The following is a 22854-nucleotide window of genomic DNA, read 5'->3' as shown; positions in this document are numbered from 1 at the left end:
CCAACGCACATGGCCACGGCGGTGACCACCGGCATGGGATGTCGGCGGATGCGGATGGCAAATGGTTAGCGATCGCGCTGGGGCTGATCGTCGTGTTCATGGCCATCGAGGTGGTTATCGGCCTGGTGGCGAACTCGCTGGCATTGATCTCCGATGCCGGTCACATGCTTACCGACGCGGCGTCGATCGTTCTGGCCCTGATCGCGATCCGGCTGGCGCGGCGACCGGCGCGGGGCCGCTACACCTACGGGTTCAAGCGGGTGGAGATCCTTTCCGCGCAGGCCAACGGGATCACCTTGCTGCTGCTGACGGTGTGGTTCCTCTACGAGGGAGTGCGTCGGCTGATCACCCCGCCGCAGGTGGCGGGACCGCTGGTGCTGTTCACCGCACTGGCCGGCATTGTCATCAACATCGTCGCCACGTGGTCGATCAGTCGCGCGAACCGCTCCAGCTTGAATGTGGAGGGCGCTTTTCAGCACATCCTCAACGACCTGTATGCGTTCATCGGCACCGCGATCGCCGGTGCGGTGGTGTGGGCGACTGGCTTCGCCCGCGCCGACGCCATCGCGGCCCTAGTAGTCGCAGGGCTAATGGCCAAGGCCGGGTGGGCCCTGGTGCGCGAGTCGGGTCGAATCTTTTTAGAGGCCGCCCCGGCACACCTAGATCCGGCGGAGATCGGCGCCAAGATTGTCGCGGTACCACACGTGGCTGAGGTGCATGACCTCCACATTTGGCAGATCACCTCCGGTCAGCCGTCGCTGTCAGCACACGTGCTCGTCGCTGACGACGCCGACGCTCGCACCGTCCGCTCCCGCATCGAAACGGTGCTGCACGACGAGTTCGGGGTCGAGCACACCACCTTGCAAGTCGACCACGCCGTCGCCGATGACGGACAGACCGGCGACGAGCACTGCGCCGAACCACACGGGCCGGTGCACCGCCCCTGATCCGAGGATCAACCACGCCAGGCGACCGCACAGCGCGACCGCCTCGCTGGCCTCAGCGTGGCCCATTGTCACAATCACGACGGCTCGCGTTGATGCCGCCGCTCACACCCAATGCTCGTGGCGGCGTTGGCAAATCGACGGCCTGTTACACCTTCGCTTAACATGCTCGCCGCGAGCGTGCACCATCTTGCCCACGCCGCGGGCCCTGGTCGCCGAATAGTTCGGCCAGGTGTGGTGTGAGGTGCTGGGCCCCCATGCGAACCCAGCGTTGCTGGGCTGTGAGCATGTCAGGTGAGCTGGGCGATGAAGGTATAGGTGACGATAACGGTGAGCAGCACCGCAATGATCCGCAGTGCCCACAGCGCGACCTGCGTGCCGGTGCTCAGGTGCGCACGAGGCACCGGTCGGGATCGGGCGGTGGTCAGCTGCCCGGATTCGAGAAAGGCCACCAGTTCGTCCGCGTTGATTTCGGGCGGGGGCATGTGAAAGTTCCTCCTGGGCTACGGGGTGTGAAGCAAGTGGGTGGTTTGCAGGAACGAGGCGATGCCATAGGCGGCCCCGCAAGCGGCGACCATGGCGATCACCGCGCAACCGAGCACAGTGGTTCAACCTGGTGTTGACCCACGGCCCCATCAACGCGCGGTCGCGGGCCAGCATCATCACGAAAATCAGCGTGACCGGCACCAGCTCGGTCGCGAGAACGTTGGCGTTGAGCGCGATCGCTAGCAGCGGGGCGCCGGGGATGAGAATGACGCCCGCGGCGAGCAGGGCGCAGGCCACGTTCACCCCATAGAACAGCCTGGCACGCCGCGGTGGGGCGTTGAAGCTGTGCGATACGCCGACGCATTCGCCGATGGCGTAGGCGGTGCTGGCGGAGATGGTCAGAACTGCCACAGCCCCGGCCTCGATCAACCCGAGCGCGAAAACCGTCCCCACCGCACCCCCGATGCGTGTGCTCAGCGCGGCGGGAAAACCGGCGCCGGCCAGACCCTGGATCGCCGAGCCGCCACCGCCGGCCAGCGCCGACCCCGCCACGAGCGCGCCACAGCCGAAGACCGCCGCCACCACCGCGCCAAGCGCGGTGTCGAACCGCCCGTGCGCAAGATCGTGAGCGGTCATGCCCTTGTCCGCGGACGCGCTCTGTTGGAAGAACACCATCCACGGCGTCACGGTCGCCCCGATCGTCGAGGCCACCAGCAACAGAATGGTGGTGAGATTTCCGGTAGGCATCGGCCCGAATGTCGCGAACGCGTGGGCAATCGCGCCCATGTCTGGGCGCACCAAAATAGCGGCTACCAGGAACAACCCATTGAACACCGCCAGGCCGAGCACTGCCCGCTCCCACCGCCAGTAGCGGCCCCCGCTGAGTGTCAGCATGACCAGCGCCACCCCGAGCAGCGCCGCGACCGGCGCTGCCAACCCGAAGTAGGCCAGCCCCACCCGGATCACGACGAACTCGGCGATCAGGGTCGCCAGGTTGGTGGCAGCCAAATCAGCAGCCCCGAACCAGCCCCACACCGGGCCGAAACGCTGCAGTACAAGCTGGCCGTATCCCCGGTGGGTGACGGCGCCGACCCGCATGCACATCTCCTGGCACACGTATGCCATGGCGAACAGCACGACGATGAATGGCAGGAAGAACCCCAGCCCGTAGCTCGCCCCGTCGGCCGCGTAGGAGATCATGCTCGGACCATCGTTCTCCCCCAGCATGGCCAGGATTCCGGGGCCCACGAGGAGCCACGCCAGGTGCCGGCGTTTGCCACTCGCCCGAGCCCGATGCACCCGTGCACGATCGTTTGAGCGGGCGGTGTCCTCGCCCGCCCACGCCGTGAAGGCCACGTCCTGCGTGGTCATCGCACGCCAGCGACGCGGTGGCGCGACCCCAGCTGCGGCACCGGATGCGGTGATCCGCCCGAGCCCCCGACACCATCACCCTTCGGCACGGGCCTAAAGTATGGATGGACGAACTATAAGGGTTGAAGCCCCAAACTTTCGGGTGTGACGCAGCCCACAGGCACCTGACTTCCTAGTTCACCCCATTAGACCCATCCACCGTAACATATTGCATGCATACATTGCTATGTATTAATGTTTGCTTGCCCTCGCGTCGGCATCGTCGGTAACTATCAGCGCGTTCTGCGCTTCTGCCGTTCCGTGCGTTCGGATTCGCAGCAGCGCAGCTAGTCAAGGGAGAAACTCATGGGCAACTCATCCACCACCGGTCCCGCCGGTCCCGGTGTCGGAGTCCCGTCGATCCATTTGTCTGAGTTATTGCGGGCCCCCGTGGAGACGCGTTCCGGCGAGGTGGTGGGTCGGGCCGAGGACGTCATCGTCCGGCTGCGCGGTGCAGACACCTACCCGCTGGTGACGGGCATCGTGGCCGGGGTCGGGGGCCGGCGGGTGTTTGTCGGCAGCGGATCCGTCCAGCGCTACGACTCAGACCGGATCGTACTGACGAAAAACGAGATTGACCTGCGGCGGTTCGAGCGCCGTGAGGGTGAGGTGCTGTTGCGCGGCGACGTGCTGGGGCATCGATTGATCGACGTTGCCGCAGGTGAATTGGTGCGCGCCTACGATGTTGAACTCGAACGCAGAGCAGACGGGTGGGTGCTGGCACACCTGGACACCCGCCGCCCGCCCCGGTTTTTCGGATTGCTCAAGACGCCCGGCGGCCATCCGGCCCGCGACTGGAAAGCGTTCGAACCCTTGATCGGCGATGTCCGCTCACTGGCGGTGCGCCTGGTTTCTGGGCGGGTAGGAACGCTCAAGCCCGCGCAAATCGCCGACCTGCTCGAAGACGCCGACAAGGCAGAGGGCGGCGAAATACTCGACCGGGTACGCAGCGACCCAGAACTGGAAGCCGACGTGTTCGAGGAACTCGACCCCGACAAGGCCAGTCGGCTGCTCGACGACATGTCCGACCGCGACGTCGCCGCGCTGCTCGGTCGGATGCGCGCTGACGACGCCGCCGACGCGATCGTCGATCTGCGTCAGTCCCGGCGCCGGCGAGTTCTGGACCTGATACCGGCACCGCAGCGCACCAAGGTGATTACCTTGATGGGGTTTAATCCCGACAGCGCGGGCGGGCTGATGAACCTCGATGTCGCCTCGTGTCGAGCAGAGGCGACAGCGGGCGAGGCGCTGGCAGTCATCGGCCGCGCACAGGCCATGCAGCCCGAGGCGCTGCTGCAGATGCACATCCTCAGCGAGCGCGGACAGCTGGCCGGCGCGGTGTCGGTGATCACTCTCGTGCAGGCTGATGCGGCGGACACCGTTGCGACACTGATGGATCCGGATCCGGTCAGGGTGGGCGCAGATGCCGATCTGACCGACGTCGCATTGCTGATGGCCGACTATAACCTCTACACCATTCCGGTCGTCGATGACGACGATCGGGTGCTTGGCGTCGTCACCGTCGACGATGTGCTGGCGGCCACCATTCCCGAAGACTGGCGTCGACGAGAACCCGCCCCGCACCCGGTGCGCGAAACCAACGGCATCGCCGCCGCCGACGACCCGGCAGGGATCAGCGGTGACAGCGGTGATCGGCCATGAGCAGCAACGACAGCACCACCGTCGGCAGGACGGCGCAGGCCACGGTGCCGCACCGCAGCGCGGTGCTCGACAGTGCGCACCTGGGTGATATCGAAGGCGCCCTGGGTCGGATCAGGCTCACCGACACGGAGCATCCGCGCACCGTGAAGTCCCGCCTGGCGACCCTGCTGGCGATCATCGGGCCCGGTTTGATCGTGATGGTCGGCGACAACGACGCGGGAGGTGTGGCGACCTATGTGCAGGCAGGGCAAAACCACGGTTACAGCCTGCTATGGGTGCTGGTGTTGTTGATTCCGGTGCTGATCGTCAACCAGGAGATGGTGGTTCGGCTGGGCGCGGTCACCGGCGTAGGTCACGCCCGGCTGATCAACGAACGCTTCGGACGCGGTTGGGGATGGTTCTCCGTAGGGGACCTGTTCTTGCTGAACTTCCTCACACTGGTCGCCGAATTCATCGGAATCACCTTGGCGGCCAACTATTTCGGCATCTCCAAGTATGTAGTCGTGCCGACCGCTGCGGTCGCGCTGATCGCGATCATGGCCACCGGCAGCTTCCGGCGTTGGGAACGCGCCATGTTCGTGTTCGTCGCGATTACCCTGCTGCAGGTACCGATGCTGTTGATGTCACACCCGGACTGGGGACGGGCGGCCAAGTCGTTCGTTATCCCCAGCGTGTCGGGTGGAGTCACCTCGGACGGGGTGCTGCTGATCATCGCGATCGTCGGCACCACGGTCGCCCCCTGGCAGCTGTTCTTTCAGCAGTCCAACGTCGTGGACAAGCGCATCACCCCCCGCTTCATCGGTTACGAACGCGCCGACACCACGGTGGGTGCCGTTGTCGTCGTGAGCGGGGCGGCGGCGCTGATCATCACCGGCGACTGGGCCGCGCGCGCTACCAACAGCCGCGGCGGATTCGTCGACGCCGGTACTGTCGCGCGGCTACTCGGCGAATACCACAACACTTTGGGCTCGTTGTTCGCGGTCGTGTTGCTCGACGCATCGATCCTCGGCGCGGCCGCGGTAACGCTGGCCACTAGCTATGCTTTCGGCGACACGTTCGGTCTCAAGCATTCGCTGCACCGCGGTTTCGGCGACGCCAAACAGTTCTACTTCTCCTACACCGCGATGGTGGTGCTCGCCGCGGTGATCGTGCTCATTCCCGGCGCACCGCTGGGTTTGATCACCACCGCCGTGCAAGCCCTGGCCGGGCTGTTGCTGCCCAGCGCGACCGTCTTTCTGCTGCTATTGTGCAATGACCGGGAAGTCTTGGGGCCGTGGGTGAATCGCCCTTGGCTCAACGCGGTGGCCAGCCTCGTCGTCGGCGTCCTGCTGCTGTTGTCTGGGTTACTGATGGCAAGCACCCTGTTTCCCCGCCTTGACATCGTTGATTTCACCGGTCACCTTGCTAACGGCCTCGTTCTGCTCGCTATAGCCGCGATCTCCATCCTGCGCTTGGTGGCCCGCCGCCAGCCGCAACCAACCACGCCCCAATCGGTCTCACCCGCGATAACGGGTGAAGACCGGAAAACATGGCGAATGCCACGGCTGACCCTGCTCGAGCCGGTCACGTGGTCGGCCGGCACAAAGCTGGGCATGCTCGCCCTGCGCGGGTATCTGGTCGTCGGCGTGATCCTGCTCCTCGTTAAAGCCATCGAACTCGGTCGCGCGTGAGCGTTAGTTTCGGTGTTGGCCCAACCGTCGATGGGACGGTCAACCCGGGCCTCCCTATTGACTGTCGCTGATACAGCCGCCGGGTGGGGTGATGCGGGGTCTGGGCACGCCACAGGGGCCGGCCTCGGCCTAGGGAGCGGGCGTCCTTTCTGCTTCCTCTCACCGGCCACCGCGGCGACATGGGTGGAAGTTTCCTGATGGTCGCTGAGCACCTGGGTCGGGCTGGCGTATTTGGCTACAGCCTTGACAGCAGCTGGGTACGGGCCCGACCGAGGAGCCGATTCCCGGCGCCAGCCGCATTAGCATCCGCAGTCCTGTCCGCGCCAAGACCGGATGCCTTGCCAGAACGCGATCGCGGCGATGAGCAGTCCGATCGTGGGATCCAGCCACCGTCCGCTCGGCCAGTTGGCGGTGACGGCCAGACCGATCAAAACCGCGGCCGCTTCAGCAGCGCACAAGTAATTTTGGATACCTTTGCCGACGGTGGCTGCTGAGCCCAATCGGTTGCCGAGTGCGTGTTGAGCGCGACCCAGGATCGGCATCTGCACCAATGCGACGGCGGTCAGCACTATCCCGACTAGGGCGGCGTGCGTTTCATGTTCGCTGAGTAGGTGGTGAATCGAGTCGGCGGCAATGTAGGGGGCAGTGAGCCAGAATGACACCGCGACGCCGCGTTGAGCGCGCCGCTCGGCGGTCTCGGATAGCGTGCGCCAGCCGCTGAACCGCCATATCAGGATCAAACTCCCCAAAGCCTCTGGGGCGCTTCCCAACGCCCACCCGGTCAGCGCAATAGAATCGGCCATCACCCCCTGCCATACGCCGATCGCGCCCTGGACGATGACAAAGAGCAGGCTGGCGAAGGCCAGCCCCCGTGCCCACCGCGCGGCGCGATGCCATCCGGCGTTTCGCTGGGGATGCGGTTCAGCTGCCGAACACGTGGTGGCACGACAGGAGTCCTCGACGACTGTAGCGGGATCGCCCGGCGAGCTGGCCGGGGTCATGCGGTCAGCTCCGGTCTTAGGGGGCCCTCAACGCAGGCAGGACATAAGGGCACGGTGCAGCCGTCGACCGCCTCCGATACGGTAGGCCGGTAGAGCACGGTCACTGTGGCCTCTCGCGCGGCGCCGAGCGGCGCCGGCTGGTGTGGTTTGCACGGGTTTTCGGGATATGGCGGCTGACACTGGCGTTGTGGTGCCGGCAAGCCGCTGCCGGCGGGCATGGTCCAGACTTGGCGCGCGGGCCTGTTCCGCATGGTTAGACCTCCGGCCCATTTCTGCCTGATGTCGAGGTGTCGCGCGCGGGTCTCGGCCACGCCGCAACAGGGGCAGGGTGTACCCCGGTCGTTGCCACCCAGGTTTGCGGCACCGACAGTCGGCCGATCGTGGTGGCCGAGACAATGTCCTGGTGTGCCGCCGTTTCAGCGGTCCATCCAAGGCGCCCGCCCTGTCGGGTTTTCCAGGCAGCACGGTTGCCGCCGAACCAGGCCCGCATCGATATCGCCTGTCCGCGTTGTCGAACGTCGTTGCTGTCGGGGCTGCGCCTTTTGCGTACAGGCCGCAGAGGCGGAATCAGCGATTGCATCGCCGACATCGCGGAATCAATATCCGAGGTGTCGGTGGCGGCGTCGGAAGGCATCGGATCATCCGTGGCACCCAGCATCTCGGCAGGAGCGGCGGGCGGCGATGAGGGTGAGAGGAGCCGCAGCAGGGCCGAAGGCACCGCCGACAGCCCCGGTGAGTCGGTGGCGCTCACCGGGGCTGTGGTCGTCACCGCGGTTGCGCCCGCGGATCGCTGGGCTAATGCGGCCAGAGCTAACAACTCCGCGGGCGGCGGGGTGAACATCGTTAGCTTGCAGGCGGCCGCTGAGCGGCTTGCATAGCTGTACATCGCAGCGGCGTCTTGGGCCCACATCTCGCTGTAGTCGGCCTCGACCGCCGCGATCGCCGGCGTGTTTTGACTCAAGAAGTTCGTGGCCACCAGCGATGTCAACATGCTGCGGTTGGCCAAGACGACCGCGGGGGGCACCGTCATCGCGTGAGCGGCTTCGTAGGCAGCTACCGCATCCCTGGCGTGCGCGGCGGCCTGTTCCGCACGCTCTTCGGTGACCGCCAGCCATGTCAAGTACGACGTGACCGCATCCGCCATCAACGAGGCTGCGGGACCCTTCCATTGTTCGCTGGTCAGACCATCCATTACCGACCGGATCGATGTCGCTGTGGAATAAAGCTTGTCAGCCAGAGAGTCCCAGGCGGCGGCGGCCACCAACATCGGCCCCGAGCCTGGACCCAAATACATCCTGAGGGAGTTGATCTCCGGAGGTAACGCCCCGAAATCCATATGTGACTCCGGTGTGCTCAGCGCGCCGACGACGCGGTCGCCACCTGGGTGCCGACATGCGCGTTGCACCCGCCCTGCACGGCGACCGCCCACCCGCCCAGGGCGACTGCTGGGGTGCGGGCGCCGATCCCCCGATCCTGGTGGGCGGGTGCGGCTGGCGGCGCGGTAGTCGGCGGCACAATCGTGCACCCGGCGGTGGTCATGAACCCGATCGTTAGCTTGTCGATCACCACTGCGTGTCGCCGCGGCTCGATGATGTGGAATGACATGGATGGCTTTCTGTACGACATGCACGTCCTCGGATCGCGGGAACCAACTCCGGTGCTTGGCTGATCTCAGGGCGTGCCGGTGGCGTTGACAGCCGCGGAGGGTGTGCCGCAGACGCGTCGACTCGCTCGGGGTGGATGCTGAGTCGTCGCGTCACGTGCAGCATTACAGCTACAGGCGGCTATCAACTTGGGCCAGCGGTCACCGGCCGCGCTGCAACGCACGACGGCCTGACGCTGTCCGATCAGCGACGGGACAGGCAGAACCGCGTCAAAAGGTCTTGACCGCAACGGGCAGTGGTGAATTCAAAAGGAGGGCCGCGCCCAGGAGGCAGCACCCGGTCAGCGAATGAGGCGGCGATGTTGGCCACTGCGGCGAGCAGCCCAAGGGCGACCAGTGTGATCGCCCACCTTGGGACAGCCACCGTCACAAACACTTTGGGGGACGCCGATAGCGAATCGTGGTCAACCCGCGTGTGGTCGGCGTTGACAGCCACCACTTTGCCAAGTGAAGCAGCGGCGGTGTGCACTGCGTCCGAGCCGGGGGCCACCGACCGCTGTGGCTCACCGACGCCGCCGAGCAGCAGCCATAATATGGCCGCGATGGCAATGACCGATCGCGGCCATGGCTGCCTACTCATGTTGCAAAGCACAGTGCCTCAAATGTAGCAGCCGACGCAGCCTAGACAAGGACGCTCTGGCTCGGATGCCGTCTGTGTCGAACTGAAAATGGCATTCCACACCCCGGCCCGCGCTGGACACGTGAGTGCACCTGAAGCATTATGGGTATTCAGTACTAAGGGCCGGCCTAATCGCCTCATGATAGTCGTGGGGCGTTGCGGGAATATTCACCGCTCATTGATCGATCGTCGCGGCATCGACTGCGGCGCAGCACATTACAGTTTGTCTTTCAAACGGTGCGGCGGAGTTCGAATTGTATTCGACATTAGTCCCCCACGGTCTTGTTGAATACGACAATTGTCGCCAAGCCATTTGTTACCGAGTACTGCGTGCGCGACACAACCCCGTTGTGCTGGGCGAGGCTATCCAGTGGCAAAGATCGCTTAGCCCTACCACATATCTGATCGTCATTGCCGGTGAAATACGCCGGGGGCGCCGACTACAGCTGTCGAGGTCTAAAAGCGCTACGGCGCGCCGGAGCAGCACCGAGCGTCGAGGCTGTCGCGGTCGCCGTGCGCCGGACCGCTGATTGGCGGTGGCCAGCTGCAGGGTCGAGGTGCGTGACAGCTGGTCGGTGCGGGAAAGGTGATTGCGTTTAATTACCGACGATGAAAGTGCAGACGCTGCACCATGTGTCGACATGCCGCGATTGACGACACAGCGACACAGCCGGCGCTCGGCGATACCGCCGCCGGTCGCGTGCCAAAAGGACGGTCGGCGGTCGTCGATGAGATTCAGATGATCTCGGTGCGCCGGTGGACCGGGCCGTGTGGATGCTCGCAGTGCCGGGCGTCGGTGCTAGGTGCACCGAACTCCACGCGTTGAGAATGAGCGTGGTCGACCTGCAAGGTGGCATGCTCGATGTGGTATCGCTCGGCGAGTATCTGGGCCAATTCGGTGCGAACTGCGTGGCAGTCGCGGCCAGGTTCGACCAACACGTGCGCCGAAAGCGCCGGCGAGCCGGAGGTGATCTCCCAGATGTGAAGGTCGTGCACCTCGACGACCGCGTCGCACGCTGCCATCGCCTGCCCGACCGCGGCGGGATCCAAATCTTTCGGCGCGGCTTCCAAAAAGATTCGGCTGGCTTGGCCCACCAGGCCAAAACCGGCCTTGATCATTAACGCCACGACGACCAGGGTCGCGACCGCATCAGCGCGCCAGATACCGGTGGTCAGGATGATCACCCCGGCGACGGCGGTAGCGATGAAGGCGAACAAGTCGTTGAGGATGTGCTGAAAGGCGCCCTCGACATTGAGGCTGCTTCGGTCGGCTCTGCTGATCATCCAGGTCGCGGCGATATTCACAACCACGCCGACCAGCGCGGTGATCAGCACCAGCGCGCCGGTGACCTGCGGCGGGTGGATCAGGCGTCGAATCGCTTCATACGCCAGCCAGATCGCCAACAGCAGCAGCGTGAGCCCGTTAGCCTGTGCGGACAGAATCTCCACACGTTTCCACCCGTAGGTCATCCGGCCCATCGCGGGGCGAGCCGCCAGCCGAATCGCCCACAGCGCCAACGCGATGGAGGCGGCGTCGGTGAGCATGTGCGCAGCATCGGAAATCAACGCCAACGAGCGGGCGACAACTCCAACAACGACCTCGCCCAGCATGAACGCCACGATTACCGCCAGCGCGCCGGCCAGCCAGCGACGATCGCTGTCGGCCGTGGCGTGCGCATGGGTGTGGCCGCCGCTCACAATCGCATTCTCACGTCCGTCATGCGTGCAATCTATGGTCGTATCACGATATTTCTCAATATCCGGGTCCACGAAACTCTCATCGGACAGCAGAATTCACGAGGCATTCACATTCACCTCAGGCCTCCTTTGCCAGGACGCGGATCGCGCGGGCGTGCACGTGGCGACCGGCCCATACCGGGAAAACCTCCGTGTGAACACTGAGGGCGAAACGCCTCGCCGGGACAGTCGCAGCTGGCGATGCGCAAGCGGTTTTGGGCAACATGTGAGCCGAGTACCGGCAGCATCACGTCAGGCGGTAGCGGATGAGGCGCGAGCTGTTAGTGACGACGGCCACCGAGGACGCGTTATGCAGGATCGCGGCGATCACCGGGGACAGCGCGCCGCCGGCACCGATCAGCAGTCCTGCGGCGTTGACCGCAATCGACATGCCGTAGTTCTGGCGGATCACTTCAACAGCCCTGGCACCGAGATCACTCACATCGAGCAGGCGGTGCAGATTATCGTTGGCCAACGCGACGTCGGCGGTCTCGACGGCGACATCGGTTCCAGCCAGGCCCATCGCGATACCGATATCGGCGGTTGCCAGCGCGGGGGCGTCGTTGACGCCGTCGCCGACCATGCCCACCACGTAGCCCTCGCTTTGCAGGGCGCGCACTACCTCAAGTTTGTCGTCGGGCAGTACCTCGGCGCGCCACTCATCGATACCGAGTTCATTGGCGACCGCCTCAGCAGTCTCGGGATGGTCGCCGGTGAGCATGACGATGCGGCGTATCCCCTTGGACCGCAGCTTGGTTAGGACCTCAGCCGCCTCGGGCCGCACTTCATCACGCAGGCTGATCAACCCGACCAGCTTGCCATCGACGGCTAGCAATAGCGGGGTTTCGGCCTGTTTGCGCAGCTTGTCGACCCATTCGGTTGCCTTCTTGGACACCCGGACACGTTCGCCGCGCAGCAGCGAGGGGCTACCCAGCAGCAGAATCCGCCCGTCAGCCCAGGTGCGCATGCCAAGTCCGACCAGCACCTCGCATTCTTCATGTGGCGGAATGGTGATGCGGCGTTCCTCGGTGGAACGGATCACCGCCTCGGCCAGCGGATGACGGGAATGGATCTCCGAACTGGCCGCATAGGCCAGAACCTCTTCTGGCTGCCAATCCTTGTGCAAGGCAACGATGTTCGTGACGACCGGCCGCCCGATCGTGAGTGTGCCCGTCTTGTCGAACACGATCGCGTCCACCCGGCCGGCCTGCTCGAGGTGCGAGCCGCCCTTGATCAAAATGCCTCGGCGCGCACCATTGCCGATGGCGGCGCTGATTGCTGTCGGAGTGGACAGACCTACCGCGCACGGGCAGGCGATCAGCAGCATGGTCATGGCGCGCCGGACGTCTCCGGTGAGCACCAAGGTGATCGCCGACAAGATGAACGATGCGGGGACAAAGCGGCGGGAGAAGTTTTCACCGACCGTCTGAATGGGCGCCCGATCATGCTGAGCCTCTTCGACTCTGGTGATGATGCGTCCGATCACGGTTTGGCTGCCCACGGCGCTGGCACGCACGACCAGTCGCCCCCGCACCACCACCGAACCGGCGTGCACCTGGGCACCGACCACGATGCTGACCGGCAGATTCTCCCCGGTGATCGCGGACTGGTCGACGATCGCCTCCCCGTCGACTACCTCACCATCGACCGGGATCGCTACATGATCGTGCACCACCACGGCGTCGCCGATCTCCACCGTATCGATGGGTACTTGCACCTCAGTGTCGTCGTCCAGCCGAATCCAGGCCGTGTCCTGTGTCCCACGCAGCAGCTCCGAGATGGCCCGCCGCGTGCGCCGCACCGTCAGATCCTGCAGATACTCGCCGATATTGAGCAACCACAGCACCGTGAGTGCGACCACATTTTCGCGCAGCACCAAACTGGCGATGGTGGCCGCCGACACCAACGCATCGGTGCCGGCGCGACCCGAACGCAGCGAGCGCAGCGCGCCGCGCAGGAATGGATACCCGGTAAAGATCGTCACACCCGTTGCCACGAGCTGACCACTCGCACCCAGCAGCGGTGGGCGCCCGAAGCCGTAGCGCCGAATCCCGAGTACGGCCAGCGCGGCCCCGCCAATCACCATCCGCAGCACGTCGGTGTTGCGGACATCCGAAGAGCGGGGACTGCGCGCCGGAATCAAATTATCGGCGATGTCGGCACCCGCAGATATCGCCGCCAACAGCGACGATCGGTCGCAGCGCCTCGGTGAATACCACACCACCACAGATCCGGTCCGCGGATAGGCGTGGACCGCCCGCACACCGTGCTGTCGGCCTACCGACTCTTCCACAGCCACGGCACGCCGCGAGTTCGAACGGACCCACGGAACCAACGCCCGCATCCGCCCAGCAGCATCGGAGACAACGACCACCTCAGGGTCGAGCGCAACAGTCATACCAGCGATCAATGGTCGTGATTGTGGACATCGGCGGCGGCCGGGGGCGGCGTTTCTTCCCCGATGCGCTCACGCGCCTCGGCGACCACATCCGAGACCTTCAACCGCGCCGACTCCGCTACCACCTCAGCACGCCGAGTCCCACGCAAACCCAACTCCGTCACCGCGACCGCGCTGCGGCGAACCGGCGCCTTCCCCACCGCCTTCTTCAGCACCTCGTAGGCACTTACCCCCACGAGTCCGGTGAACACCGCAGCGCCCGCCTTCGCCACAAGTCCATGCAGCATGGTCTAACCAACCTCCCGTACCAGTTCGGTGCGTATGTCTCTGCGTATACAAACCCACGCTAACATCGTCATATTAGTATGTCAACATATGTCGCGCCGCTTTGCGATTGCAGCCATGGATCCGGATTATCACTTCTACTTGTGCCGCGTTCTGCTCGGGTAAGAACGCAGTTCGAAACTGCACGGTGCCCGGTTTCCGCCGCCGTCGCCGTATCACCACCGCATGCGGTGATTGTTCGACGGCAGCTGGGATCGACTACGACCGCCCGCCGAACGACTCCGACGGCGATCCCTCGTTCGAGCGGGTGAGCGTGACTGCACCGCTATGGTTCATTGAATCCTGAATACAGGAGTGGGTGTAACGTGCGTGGGGTGGAAACTCTGACTCGGGTGTCAGTCCTGGCCCGGTTCGGCCAGGCCCTCGCGGATGAGACCCGGACCCAGATTCTGCTGGCGCTCAAAGACGGCCCCCGCTACCCGGCCGAACTGGCCGACTACGCTGGGGTGTCACGGCAGAACATGTCCAATCACCTCGCCTGCCTGCGGGGCTGCGGCCTAGTCGTGGCGGTGCCCGAAGGCAGGCGCACCCGCTATGAACTTGCCGACCCCAACTTGACGCGCGCCCTCGATGATCTGGTGCAGGTGGTGTTGGCCGCCGATTCTGATCGCTGCTCAACTTTCAGTTCTGATGGAAGCTGCTGATGTCCTTCAACCTGGGCACGCCCTCGCCGCCCCCGCGGGCACTGTCGTCGCAGCGGCGGGCTGCGTTATCGCAGCGAATCCGATTGGTCGTTGCCGCCACGATCACCTACAACATCATCGAGGCCGGTATTGCGCTCTTGTTGGGCACCAGAGCCGCCTCGACTGCGCTGATTGGCTTTGGACTTGACTCGGTTATAGAGGTGTCCTCAGCGGTCGCGGTGGCGTGGCAGTTCGCCGGCCGTGACCCGCAAGCGCGCGAAAAGATTACGCTGCGGATCATCGCGTGGTCGTTTTTCGCGCTGGCCGCTTACGTGGCGGCCGAGTCGATCCGCAGCCTGTTCGGATTTAGCCAAGCTCGGCCTTCGCCGACCGGGATCGCTTTGGCCGCGGCCAGTCTGGTGATCATGCCGATACTGTCGTGGGCCCAACGCCGCGCCGGACGCGAACTCGGCTCCTTGTCCGCGGTCGCCGACTCCAAACAAACCCTGCTGTGCACCTACTTGTCAGCAATCCTTTTGGCCGGGTTGTTGCTCAACAGCTTGTTCGGGTGGTCCTGGGCCGACCCGATCGCAGCCCTAGCAATCGCCGTGATCGCGGTCAGGGAAGGCCTCAACGCCTGGAAGGGCCGGCCCTGCTGCCCGGCACCGGTCGTCACCGGCAGCACTGCGGGTGAGCACGACTGCAACTGCTGCAACGACTAGCGGACAAGGAAATTTTTCGGTGACCCAGATGATTGATGCGGACCGCGACCTATATCGGCACGAAATGGCAGCAGCGCGCAACTCGGAAACTGCCGATGCCCGCTGTGCCACCTCGCTACCCCGGAAGGCAACACGAGCGCACGGCAGCCGGGCTGATGACACCCATGCCCTCGCGACCGACCTTGCCGCGGCTCTACGGCGAGCCGCGTGAGCCCGCCGGTCGGCTAACCGATCCAGATCGACGCACCACGCAGAAACAACCAAGTGGAAACGGAATGGATGACAGCGGCGGCGCTAATCGCCGTATTGACGCCGCTCTTCGGGCATTTCGAAGCCAGGTCGCCAGTGTGGACCCGCATTGCGCGATGGCTGAGTTATTTGGCCATTCTGCTAGCTATCGAACTAACCGTAGGCCGGCCCTGGACCTGGCTGTGGGTGTTCGCGCTGCCGTTGATCGGCGCCACATTCCACTTCATGTGGTGCCACCGCCATCAGATCCACCCGCTCACCGCCGAACCGCGAGACCGCTACTACCAACTTCGCGGCTGGCAATGACCGCCTCTTGGACTGCGGCAGGGGGCGTCTCGAGAAGAGTGGCGGCGGGGGTGTGAGCCAGCGCGGGAGCCGCTGTCACACCACGCCGGCCCCGCCAAGTGCCGATTCGACGTCTCTCAATATCGACGTATGTCGAAGTCGTGGGAGTTATGGACTGATCCGATTTATTGGCCTCCCGAGGCGCTGCTCCGCGAGCCACTGTCGGCTGCGGCGGCAGCGGTTGCGGCGGTCAAACTCAAGGCGTGCGGGAGCGCCACGGCCGACACCACGGCGATGACTCGGCATGATCCGCCTCGAGCGGCACAGGCCGATCCGGTGCGGCTGCAGTTGTGTTCGGCCATCGCCCGCCGCGCCGGCGGGCGAGGCCTGTGTCTGCGACATCTTGGCCGTGGTGAAAGTCTCCCGCCGACAGTCGCAGCCCGTACTCGGCTGACAACCCCGCCTCAGGAGAACGCCACGCGACCCACAACATCCCCGGCGGTACCTGTTGGTGCGCCTCAGCAACGCCGGCAGCGCGAGAGACTTGGCTCCGATCAGCCCGATCCAATCGGCTCGGCGGCCGCCCCCGTTGATCGCCCGCCTCTGGTTAAGCGATTCGCGATAGGTCAAAGTCACGGCCGCGTGCGAGATATCATCGAGAGCGAGTACCTCCGCTACCACGGCGGCCCCGGGGCCGACGCCGCTTCCGGCATCTCGAGGCCAGCCGATGACGAGGCCGTCCGTATGTCAGCTGCACATGCCCGGGGGAAGCGCCCGCTCGAGAGCGGCCAGCGTGGGATCGAGAACCGGGAGATCGGGCAGGTGGCTCAGGGACGAGCCGGGATCCTTCAACCCGGTCGACGTCGACAGCAGCACGACGCTCTCATCCGGATCGATCCACTTGCGCACGGCGAGTTGTTGAGCGGCGAGCACCGTCAACACAGACGCACTTTCTGCGTAAAGGCCTTCTGTGGAGGCCATTTCGAGTTGCATACGGGTGATCGCGTCATTGCTTGGCTCGGCGACTGCCGTCCCGTTTGTGGCTCGCACGGCGTCCAACCCCTGATAAGTTGCCACGCGCGCCGCAACCGAGAACGCGAGTGACGGCTGTGTGGCAACGGTTGGCTGCTTTCCCTCTGGGGACTGCAATCCGCGGGCATAGGCGCCGAACGGGTCGACCGCGACCAGCCTGGGCATGCCGCTGGTAAGACCCAAACCAACGAGGTCGGAAAATCCGCGGCGGATACCGGCCAGCCCATCACCATAGGCGGTCGGCACTACCACAACCGCTGGGGTCTGGCCGAGTTGGCGCCACAGTTCGTAGGCGATCGTCTTGTATCCCTCTATGCCAAACGGGTTGGAACCGATCGGGGGTCTTCCAAGCCCGGATATCGGAGTCCAGCCGAACGCCTCGACCGCTGCGCGAAGCACCGTCCACCGGTCCGGGCCATTCTCGTACGCGACCACGCATGCGCCGTATGCCTGCATGAGTACGCGCATCTCGCGCGGCACGGACGATACGGTGAGCACCACACAGCCAAGTCCCGCCGCGGCGGCGTAGGCGGCGACCGCTGCGCCGTGGTTCCCAGTTGAGGACACAATGACGGTCGAAGCTCCCGACGCCGCCGCTTTGGTAACGGCGACCGCCGCGAGCCTGTCCTTGTATGACCACGTCGGATTGCGCGCTTCGTCTTTGAGCATGAGTCTGTGCAATCCCAGTCGAGGTCCCAGCCGTTTCAACGGAACCAAGGGCGTCGCGCCTTCGCCCAGGCTCACCGGGACGTCGTCGGGCGCCAACGGCAACAATCCGCGGAAGCCGAAGATGCCGCACTGGGAGGTCTCCCACGGCAAGGACCCGGCCGTCAATGTGTATGCGGGGGTGAGGTTGACGCCGATGCCGCGGCAGGCGCAGTCGGGACATCCGAACGATGCTTGCTCTTCGGATGCTTCTCGTCCGCATCGGGGACAACGGAGAAACCCGAGATAACGCGCGTTCATAGCTGCGCCACCGCGAATTTCCTGTCGAGCGCCGTGAACAGCTCGCACACGTTGTCGGTCACCGCCCCGGCGTCCGCGACCATCATTTCTTCCACCTCAACCGGGTGGATCTTGACGTGCGGATCTTTCAACATGTTTAGGTCTCCGGGCCGTCATTTGTACCTGTTGTCGAGGTGTCGCGCACCGCGGCCTTCGGCCACGCCGCAACAGCGGCAGCTTGTGCCCCGGTCGTTGCCGCCCAGGTTTGCGGCACCGACAATTCGCCGATCCTGGTGGCCGGGCCCAAGTCTTGGTGTGCCGCCTCTTTAGCGGTCCATCGAGGGTGCCTGCGCTCTCGGCTTTGCCGGGCGGCAGGGTCGCCTCCGAACCAAGCGCGCATCGATACGGATTGTCCGCCTGGCCGAAGGTGGTTGCTGTCGACGCTGCGTTTTCTGTCCGTAGGCACCGCGGGCGCAGTAAGCGATTGCGTGGTCGACATCGCCGTCGACATCGCCGAATCGGAGTCCGATGGGTCGGTGTTGGCGTCCGGCTGCACCGGATCGTCCGTGGGAATCAGCGTCTCTGAAGCCGAGGAAGGGAAGGCGGGTGGCGATGGGGGCGAGAGGGGCCGCATCAGGGCGGACGCCACCGCGGGCGGCCCCTGGGAGTCGGTGTTGCTCACCGATTCTGTGGTCGTCACGTCCAAAGGGCATGCGCCGTGTCGGGCCAGGGTTTCAGCGAGCAACTCCGCTGGTGGCGGGACGAACTGTGTCACCTGGCAAGCGGCCGCTGAGCGGGCTGCATAGCTGTACATCGCGGCGGCGTCTTGGGCCCACATTTCGCTGTAGTCGGCCTCGACCACCGCGATTGCCGGTGTGTTTTGACTCAAGAAGTTCGTGGCCACCAGCGATTTCAACATGTTGCGGTTGGCTAAGACGGTTGCGGGGGGCACGGTCAGCGCGTGTGCGGCTTCGTAGGCAGCGACTGCGGCCCGGGCGTGCACGGCTGCCTGTTCAGCACGCTCAGCGGTGACCGCGAGCCATGTCAAGTACGGCGTGGCCACATCCGCCATCAACGACGCTGCGCGACCTTGCCCTTGTTCGCTTGTCAGACCGGCCACTGCAGATCGAATGGAAGTCGCTGCGGCGTAAAGCTTGCCCGCGAGAAAATCCCAGCCCGCAGCCGCGAACAACATCGGCCCCGAGCCGGCACCCAAATACATCCGTACGGAGTTGATCTCCGGCGGTAACGCCCCAAAGTCCATTCCTGTGCCTTCTGTGGCCTCAGCGGACCGTCGATGCGGCCGCTGCGTCGGATCTCGCATACGCGTTGGGGTCGTCCTGGCCGGGGACCGCCAAGGTCTGGCGGACAATTCCTGCGGTGCGGGCGAGCGGACCGCCTGACCCCTTATGGGTGTGCGGTCGGCGGGGGGCAATTGGTGCCTCAACCGCGTTTGCGGCGGTCGGTACGGTCCGGAGTGTTAGCCAACGATGCATGTAACTGCGGCTCCATGGTGTCAAATGACATGGATTACTTCCTTTCACGACGTGTACTCTCCGCAATCCAGGCACGTCAAACCGGCGCTGCGCTGCAAACGCCGACGAGCATCGAGCTCATCGGGGTAATCCGCACGTCCCCGCGAGGCGCGGTCGTGGACCACGGTCCTTAAGCTCCCCTTTGATCGCGCTTGTGGGCTTGGCCTCGTATATTGACCAGTCAGCGACGAGCTAGGCAGAACCGCGTCAAGAGATCTTGACCGGTGAGGGCGACAGCCGCTGCACCCGGCGGGCCCCGCCCCGCTGGCACGACAAGCTACGCCAGCCAACCCATTCCGAGCAGTCGGGCTAAAACGGCGCCAAGCAACCGATGCGGCCCAGCCGCAGATTCGGCAAGCGCAGCTATCGCCAGCAATTGGGACGCTTTGCATGTGGGCAGCCCTTGCACAAGTTGCGGCTGGGCCGCATTGATGGCGGGGGCACCTACACCCGCCAGCACGGCGACAGCCAACCGCCGCGATCTGCAAGCAAAATAAGGACATCCGACTGCCATCGAATGTGGCCGATACCCCTAGAGGGTAGGCTACCATCTGCCCCGTCCCCAACGGAATCAACGCTTGTGTTTCGGCGCCGTAGTGCCACGACTCCGCTTCGGTGACCCAACGAGCCTCAGGCGGGGGGCGTGGATTGGAGGAGAGGTGTTGCTTTGTTGTGGCCTGCGTTTACCGGGGCGGCCGCGTTTGTGATGCCATGAAACTGGGATCCCTTGAGTGACGTGGTCCGCAGGCAGCGCAGGCAATCGTCAAGCGTCACAATTAATTACGCACAGTCATTCTCCTCGACATCACCTTCCTGATCTGGCCGAAAGATGGTCCAACTCTTGCGCTCCGACAGCATCGCTATGCTGCGGATCATGGGCGGATTCCCCCGACGCGACCAGAAACACCACCACAAAAGTCACCGCGCGCACGACCCCAGCGATAGTCGCAGTCATAGTGAGGGCTACCACGGTGGCTGGAGCGTTCTGGACGGGAATAGATAGGTGACACCTACTCTGGGCAGCAGTCATTTTGTCCGCCTTTCCGACGGCCGCAACCTGCACTACATGACGGCAGGCACCGGTAGCCCCACCGTGGTGTTCGAATCCGGTTTAGGCGCTTCCCGATCGGAATGGGGACTCGTGCAACCGCTTGTGGCACAACGATTCCGGACCGTGGTGTATGACCGGGCCAATCTGGGGCGCAGTGACGATGACCCAGAACCACGCACGCTGGAACGCATCACCGACGACCTCGACCAGCTGCTGTCGACGCTGGATGCTGGCCCGTACATCCTGGCCGGGCACAGTTACGGCGGAACGATCGCCCTGGCTGCTGCCGTCGCGAATCCGTGCCGGATCGCAGGGCTAGTGCTCATCGACCACGCTGATGAACATCTCGACGTGTGCTGCGGGTCGTCGCTAAAACACCTGCGGATGATCGTGCTGGCCGGCCGCTCGGCGCTCGCCGTCCTGAGGCGCCTGCGTCTGCTACCGCTGGCCGTCCGGCGAGCCATGCCGGGAATGCCCGCGGACGTGGTGCACGATCTGGTTACCGAAGACCTCACCGTGCGTGCCGTCCGGGCGGCCGACGAGGAGGAACGGTTCTTCATCGAGGGTCTGCGAAGTCTGCGGCGTAGTCGGCCCGCGCTCGGCGACATTCCGATCGCTGTCATCTCAGGGATGAGGTCGACGATTTTCGACAGGTCCATCCGTAAGGCGTTCGTGGCGGCGCACCGTCGGGCGGCAGCCCGACTGGATGCGCGTCACGTGAAGGCGCTGCGGTCGAATCATCAAGTGGTCGTTACCGAACCACAACTGGTCGCTGACGAGATCACCCGGATCGCCGGCCACCGCCGCAAGGTGGCAGTCCACGACTAGCCCGTCGACAACAAAACGATCAGTACTAGCTGACCATGTCACCAGGTGGTGTAGTTGCCGGCGTTGTGGTGGTGGGTGTTGTGGCAGTGCACCCGACGTGATCGGTCCGTGCTGCCGGGCGTCTGCGATGATGCGGTGCGCCTCCTTGGGTCGGTGAGGTGACCGGAGGCCATTGTCGGCAGCCTGGCATCGACCGTGGAATTGTTCGTCGACCGGGTCCGTCGCAGCGCGTCCCGATTTGGGCTTAACCGAACAGAATTCGGGTGGGTCGCTGAGATCTGCCGGCGCCTGGAAGGCATGCCGCGGGCGATCGAGGTGGCGGCCGCGCGGATCCGCACAGCGTCTCTGTCATAGATCGTCGACAGCCTTCACAACACTTTCGGTGCGCTGACTGGAGGGCCACGCACGTTAGACTCGCCTCTTGTACCGGCGAGGACCGAAGGAGATGATGCTGCCACAGACGCGTAGATTCGGACGTTGGTTGCCACCACAGGCACTTTTGCTCGGCTACAGCGGGCTGCTCGCCTCGGTTGCCGGTTTCGTCAACGCGGTGGGCGTTCTGGTGTTGGCGTTTCCGGTGGGTAACGTGACCGGCGTTACCACCCAATTAGGCATGGACGCGGCCAACCCGTTGCTTTATGAGGGCCATGTGCTGGCCGCAATTTTATTGGGATTTTTAGCCGGCACCACCGCGGCTGGCGCAATCCTCGCGGTTAGTCAAACCCAGACCGGCTCACGGCATGCGGCTGTCCTGATCGCAGAGGCCGGGTTGCTGCTTTTTGTCGCCGGCGGATTGGAGGACACCGCGGTAAAGGCGCAGATCGCCGCGGTCGGGATTCATCCAGGCGTCGTTCAGGCGCTGTTCGCGGCCGCGGCCCTTGGCCTGCAAAATGGGTTGACCTCGAGCATGCGTGGTATGGCGATCCGCACCACCCACTTCACTGGCACCGTCACTGACCTCGGGCTGATGCTCGGCCGTAGCCGTCGGCATGGCATCGACAAATGGAAGGCCGCCGTCTTGACAGCGACGTTGGTGCTGTTTCTTATCGGCGGTGTAGCTGGGCTGCTGATCGGCAATCGGCTCGGTGGATATGCACTGGTCGTCCCGGCGGCGGGCTGCCTGGCCGTCGCAGTGGCCAGCACGTTGCATAGTCGCAGGCGGCGAACATTGCTCGATCTTGCGAAGCCCGAACTGATGCAGGCTAATTCCGGGTGACGGTTGGGGGGCAGATTCGATTCTGAGCATCCCTTGTTATTTGTGGCCGGTTCCAGCCCGCCGAATTGCATGTGGCACTGGACCGGCCGGTCCGCGATGGCACCCGGTTCCGGTGGGCGCTATCGGTCGGTGATCGCCCTGCTGAACCGTTCGAGGGTAAATTGTGTTGCGCCACAACGGTGCCCGACGAGCCCGGGTTGCTGACCGTCACTGTGCTCGTCGAAGACGAGAGCGGCGGTTCGGCTGGACGACCATGCCCGCGCTGTCCCGGCAGCAGGCCGCACAGCTTGATGTGCTGTGCGGACTCAGGGACCTCGTGATCACCGCCGTAGTCCCGACCGTAGAGATGGGGATACGAAAGCGACGGGTTCGCTGACACTGCTGGCTGTTTGATACCGTACCCGCGGGGTAACGATACCCGGAGGGGGTACAG

The 22854-nt window shown here is 64.6% G+C and carries 19 protein-coding genes and 1 pseudogene; 8 read left to right on the top strand and 12 right to left on the bottom strand.

What is annotated here, in order from left to right:
- Positions 1-38: 38 nt before the first annotated feature.
- The gene (locus tag AC5Y2L_RS17020) at positions 39-947 is read left to right on the top strand and encodes a cation diffusion facilitator family transporter (RefSeq protein WP_499937168.1); all 909 of its coding nucleotides are present in this window, start codon (positions 39-41) and stop codon (positions 945-947) included.
- Between the two features lie 102 nt (positions 948-1049).
- On the opposite strand, the gene AC5Y2L_RS17015 is transcribed toward AC5Y2L_RS17020, so the two are convergent.
- A complete protein-coding gene (locus AC5Y2L_RS17015; RefSeq protein ID WP_499937108.1) occupies positions 1050-2801 on the bottom strand; it encodes an NRAMP family divalent metal transporter in 1752 nt (583 codons plus the stop codon).
- 345 nt (positions 2802-3146) lie between these two features.
- Here AC5Y2L_RS17015 and AC5Y2L_RS17010 point away from each other — a divergent pair, with 345 nt between their 5' ends.
- Positions 3147-4502 carry a magnesium transporter MgtE N-terminal domain-containing protein gene (locus AC5Y2L_RS17010; protein ID WP_499937109.1) on the top strand — a complete coding sequence of 452 codons (1356 nt, stop codon included), beginning with the start codon at positions 3147-3149 and terminating at the stop codon, positions 4500-4502.
- On the top strand, positions 4499-6172 hold the full coding sequence (locus tag AC5Y2L_RS17005; RefSeq protein WP_499937111.1) for an Nramp family divalent metal transporter: 1674 nt from the start codon (positions 4499-4501) through the stop codon (positions 6170-6172). The genes AC5Y2L_RS17010 and AC5Y2L_RS17005 overlap by 4 nt, the downstream gene beginning before the upstream one ends.
- A 299-nt stretch (positions 6173-6471) precedes the next feature.
- Here the strand turns inward: AC5Y2L_RS17005 and AC5Y2L_RS17000 are convergent, their stop codons facing one another.
- From AC5Y2L_RS17000 to AC5Y2L_RS16970, 7 genes are all read right to left on the bottom strand, one after another.
- A complete protein-coding gene (locus AC5Y2L_RS17000) occupies positions 6472-7173 on the bottom strand; it encodes a cation efflux transmembrane domain-containing protein (RefSeq protein ID WP_499937113.1) in 702 nt (233 codons plus the stop codon).
- A gap of 253 nt (positions 7174-7426) precedes the next feature.
- Complete coding sequence (locus tag AC5Y2L_RS16995; protein ID WP_499937115.1) at positions 7427-8509, bottom strand: PPE family protein; 1083 nt, start codon at positions 8507-8509, stop codon at positions 7427-7429.
- A 17-nt stretch (positions 8510-8526) separates the two neighbouring features.
- Positions 8527-8778 (bottom strand): hypothetical protein, encoded by a 252-nt coding sequence (locus AC5Y2L_RS16990; protein WP_499937117.1) that lies wholly within the window; start codon positions 8776-8778, stop codon positions 8527-8529.
- Between the two features lie 242 nt (positions 8779-9020).
- Positions 9021-9416 carry a putative copper homeostasis (lipo)protein LpqS gene (gene lpqS, locus AC5Y2L_RS16985; protein ID WP_499937119.1) on the bottom strand — a complete coding sequence of 132 codons (396 nt, stop codon included), beginning with the start codon at positions 9414-9416 and terminating at the stop codon, positions 9021-9023.
- Positions 9417-10190: 774 nt separating this feature from the next.
- Entirely contained in the window at positions 10191-11153 is a 963-nt protein-coding gene (locus tag AC5Y2L_RS16980) for a cation diffusion facilitator family transporter (protein WP_499937121.1), read from the bottom strand.
- A 286-nt stretch (positions 11154-11439) separates the two neighbouring features.
- On the bottom strand, positions 11440-13590 hold the full coding sequence (ctpC, locus tag AC5Y2L_RS16975) for a manganese-exporting P-type ATPase CtpC (RefSeq protein WP_499937123.1): 2151 nt from the start codon (positions 13588-13590) through the stop codon (positions 11440-11442).
- A gap of 8 nt (positions 13591-13598) precedes the next feature.
- Positions 13599-13877 carry a DUF1490 family protein gene (locus tag AC5Y2L_RS16970; protein WP_499937125.1) on the bottom strand — a complete coding sequence of 93 codons (279 nt, stop codon included), beginning with the start codon at positions 13875-13877 and terminating at the stop codon, positions 13599-13601.
- A gap of 372 nt (positions 13878-14249) precedes the next feature.
- On the opposite strand from AC5Y2L_RS16970, the gene AC5Y2L_RS16965 reads away from it, so the two are divergent.
- The 3 genes from AC5Y2L_RS16965 (at position 14250) to AC5Y2L_RS16955 (ending at position 15835) form a co-directional block, all read left to right on the top strand.
- On the top strand, positions 14250-14579 hold the full coding sequence (locus tag AC5Y2L_RS16965) for an ArsR/SmtB family transcription factor (RefSeq protein ID WP_499937127.1): 330 nt from the start codon (positions 14250-14252) through the stop codon (positions 14577-14579).
- Complete coding sequence (locus AC5Y2L_RS16960) at positions 14579-15280, top strand: cation efflux transmembrane domain-containing protein (protein WP_499937129.1); 702 nt, start codon at positions 14579-14581, stop codon at positions 15278-15280. The genes AC5Y2L_RS16965 and AC5Y2L_RS16960 overlap by 1 nt, the downstream gene beginning before the upstream one ends.
- Positions 15281-15544: 264 nt before the next feature.
- The gene (locus AC5Y2L_RS16955; protein ID WP_499937130.1) at positions 15545-15835 is read left to right on the top strand and encodes a hypothetical protein; all 291 of its coding nucleotides are present in this window, start codon (positions 15545-15547) and stop codon (positions 15833-15835) included.
- Between the two features lie 726 nt (positions 15836-16561).
- On the opposite strand, the gene AC5Y2L_RS16950 is transcribed toward AC5Y2L_RS16955, so the two are convergent.
- The 4 genes and pseudogenes from AC5Y2L_RS16950 to lpqS (AC5Y2L_RS16935) all read right to left on the bottom strand — a co-directional run.
- Complete coding sequence (locus tag AC5Y2L_RS16950; protein ID WP_499937131.1) at positions 16562-17812, bottom strand: threonine synthase; 1251 nt, start codon at positions 17810-17812, stop codon at positions 16562-16564.
- On the bottom strand, positions 17809-17946 hold the full coding sequence (locus AC5Y2L_RS16945) for a hypothetical protein (protein WP_499937133.1): 138 nt from the start codon (positions 17944-17946) through the stop codon (positions 17809-17811). The genes AC5Y2L_RS16950 and AC5Y2L_RS16945 overlap by 4 nt, the downstream gene beginning before the upstream one ends.
- A gap of 2 nt (positions 17947-17948) precedes the next feature.
- Positions 17949-19055 (bottom strand): PPE family protein, encoded by a 1107-nt coding sequence (locus tag AC5Y2L_RS16940; protein ID WP_499937134.1) that lies wholly within the window; start codon positions 19053-19055, stop codon positions 17949-17951.
- Between the two features lie 452 nt (positions 19056-19507).
- Positions 19508-19600: pseudogene (gene lpqS / locus AC5Y2L_RS16935) on the bottom strand (putative copper homeostasis (lipo)protein LpqS); the annotation flags it as partial.
- Positions 19601-20392: 792 nt separating this feature from the next.
- On the opposite strand from lpqS (AC5Y2L_RS16935), the gene AC5Y2L_RS16930 reads away from it, so the two are divergent.
- Together AC5Y2L_RS16930 and AC5Y2L_RS16925 are read left to right on the top strand one after the other, a co-directional pair.
- Entirely contained in the window at positions 20393-21205 is an 813-nt protein-coding gene (locus tag AC5Y2L_RS16930; RefSeq protein ID WP_499937170.1) for an alpha/beta fold hydrolase, read from the top strand.
- 445 nt (positions 21206-21650) lie between these two features.
- Positions 21651-22421, top strand: coding sequence for a YoaK family protein (locus AC5Y2L_RS16925; RefSeq protein WP_499937135.1), 771 nt, complete (start codon positions 21651-21653; stop codon positions 22419-22421).
- Positions 22422-22854 lie beyond the last annotated feature (433 nt).

The sequence above is a fragment of the Mycobacterium sp. NGS66 genome (genome assembly GCF_059812225.1).
The sequence above is the reverse complement of the archived record's forward strand: the minus strand, read 5'-3'. Positions and strand labels throughout refer to the sequence as shown.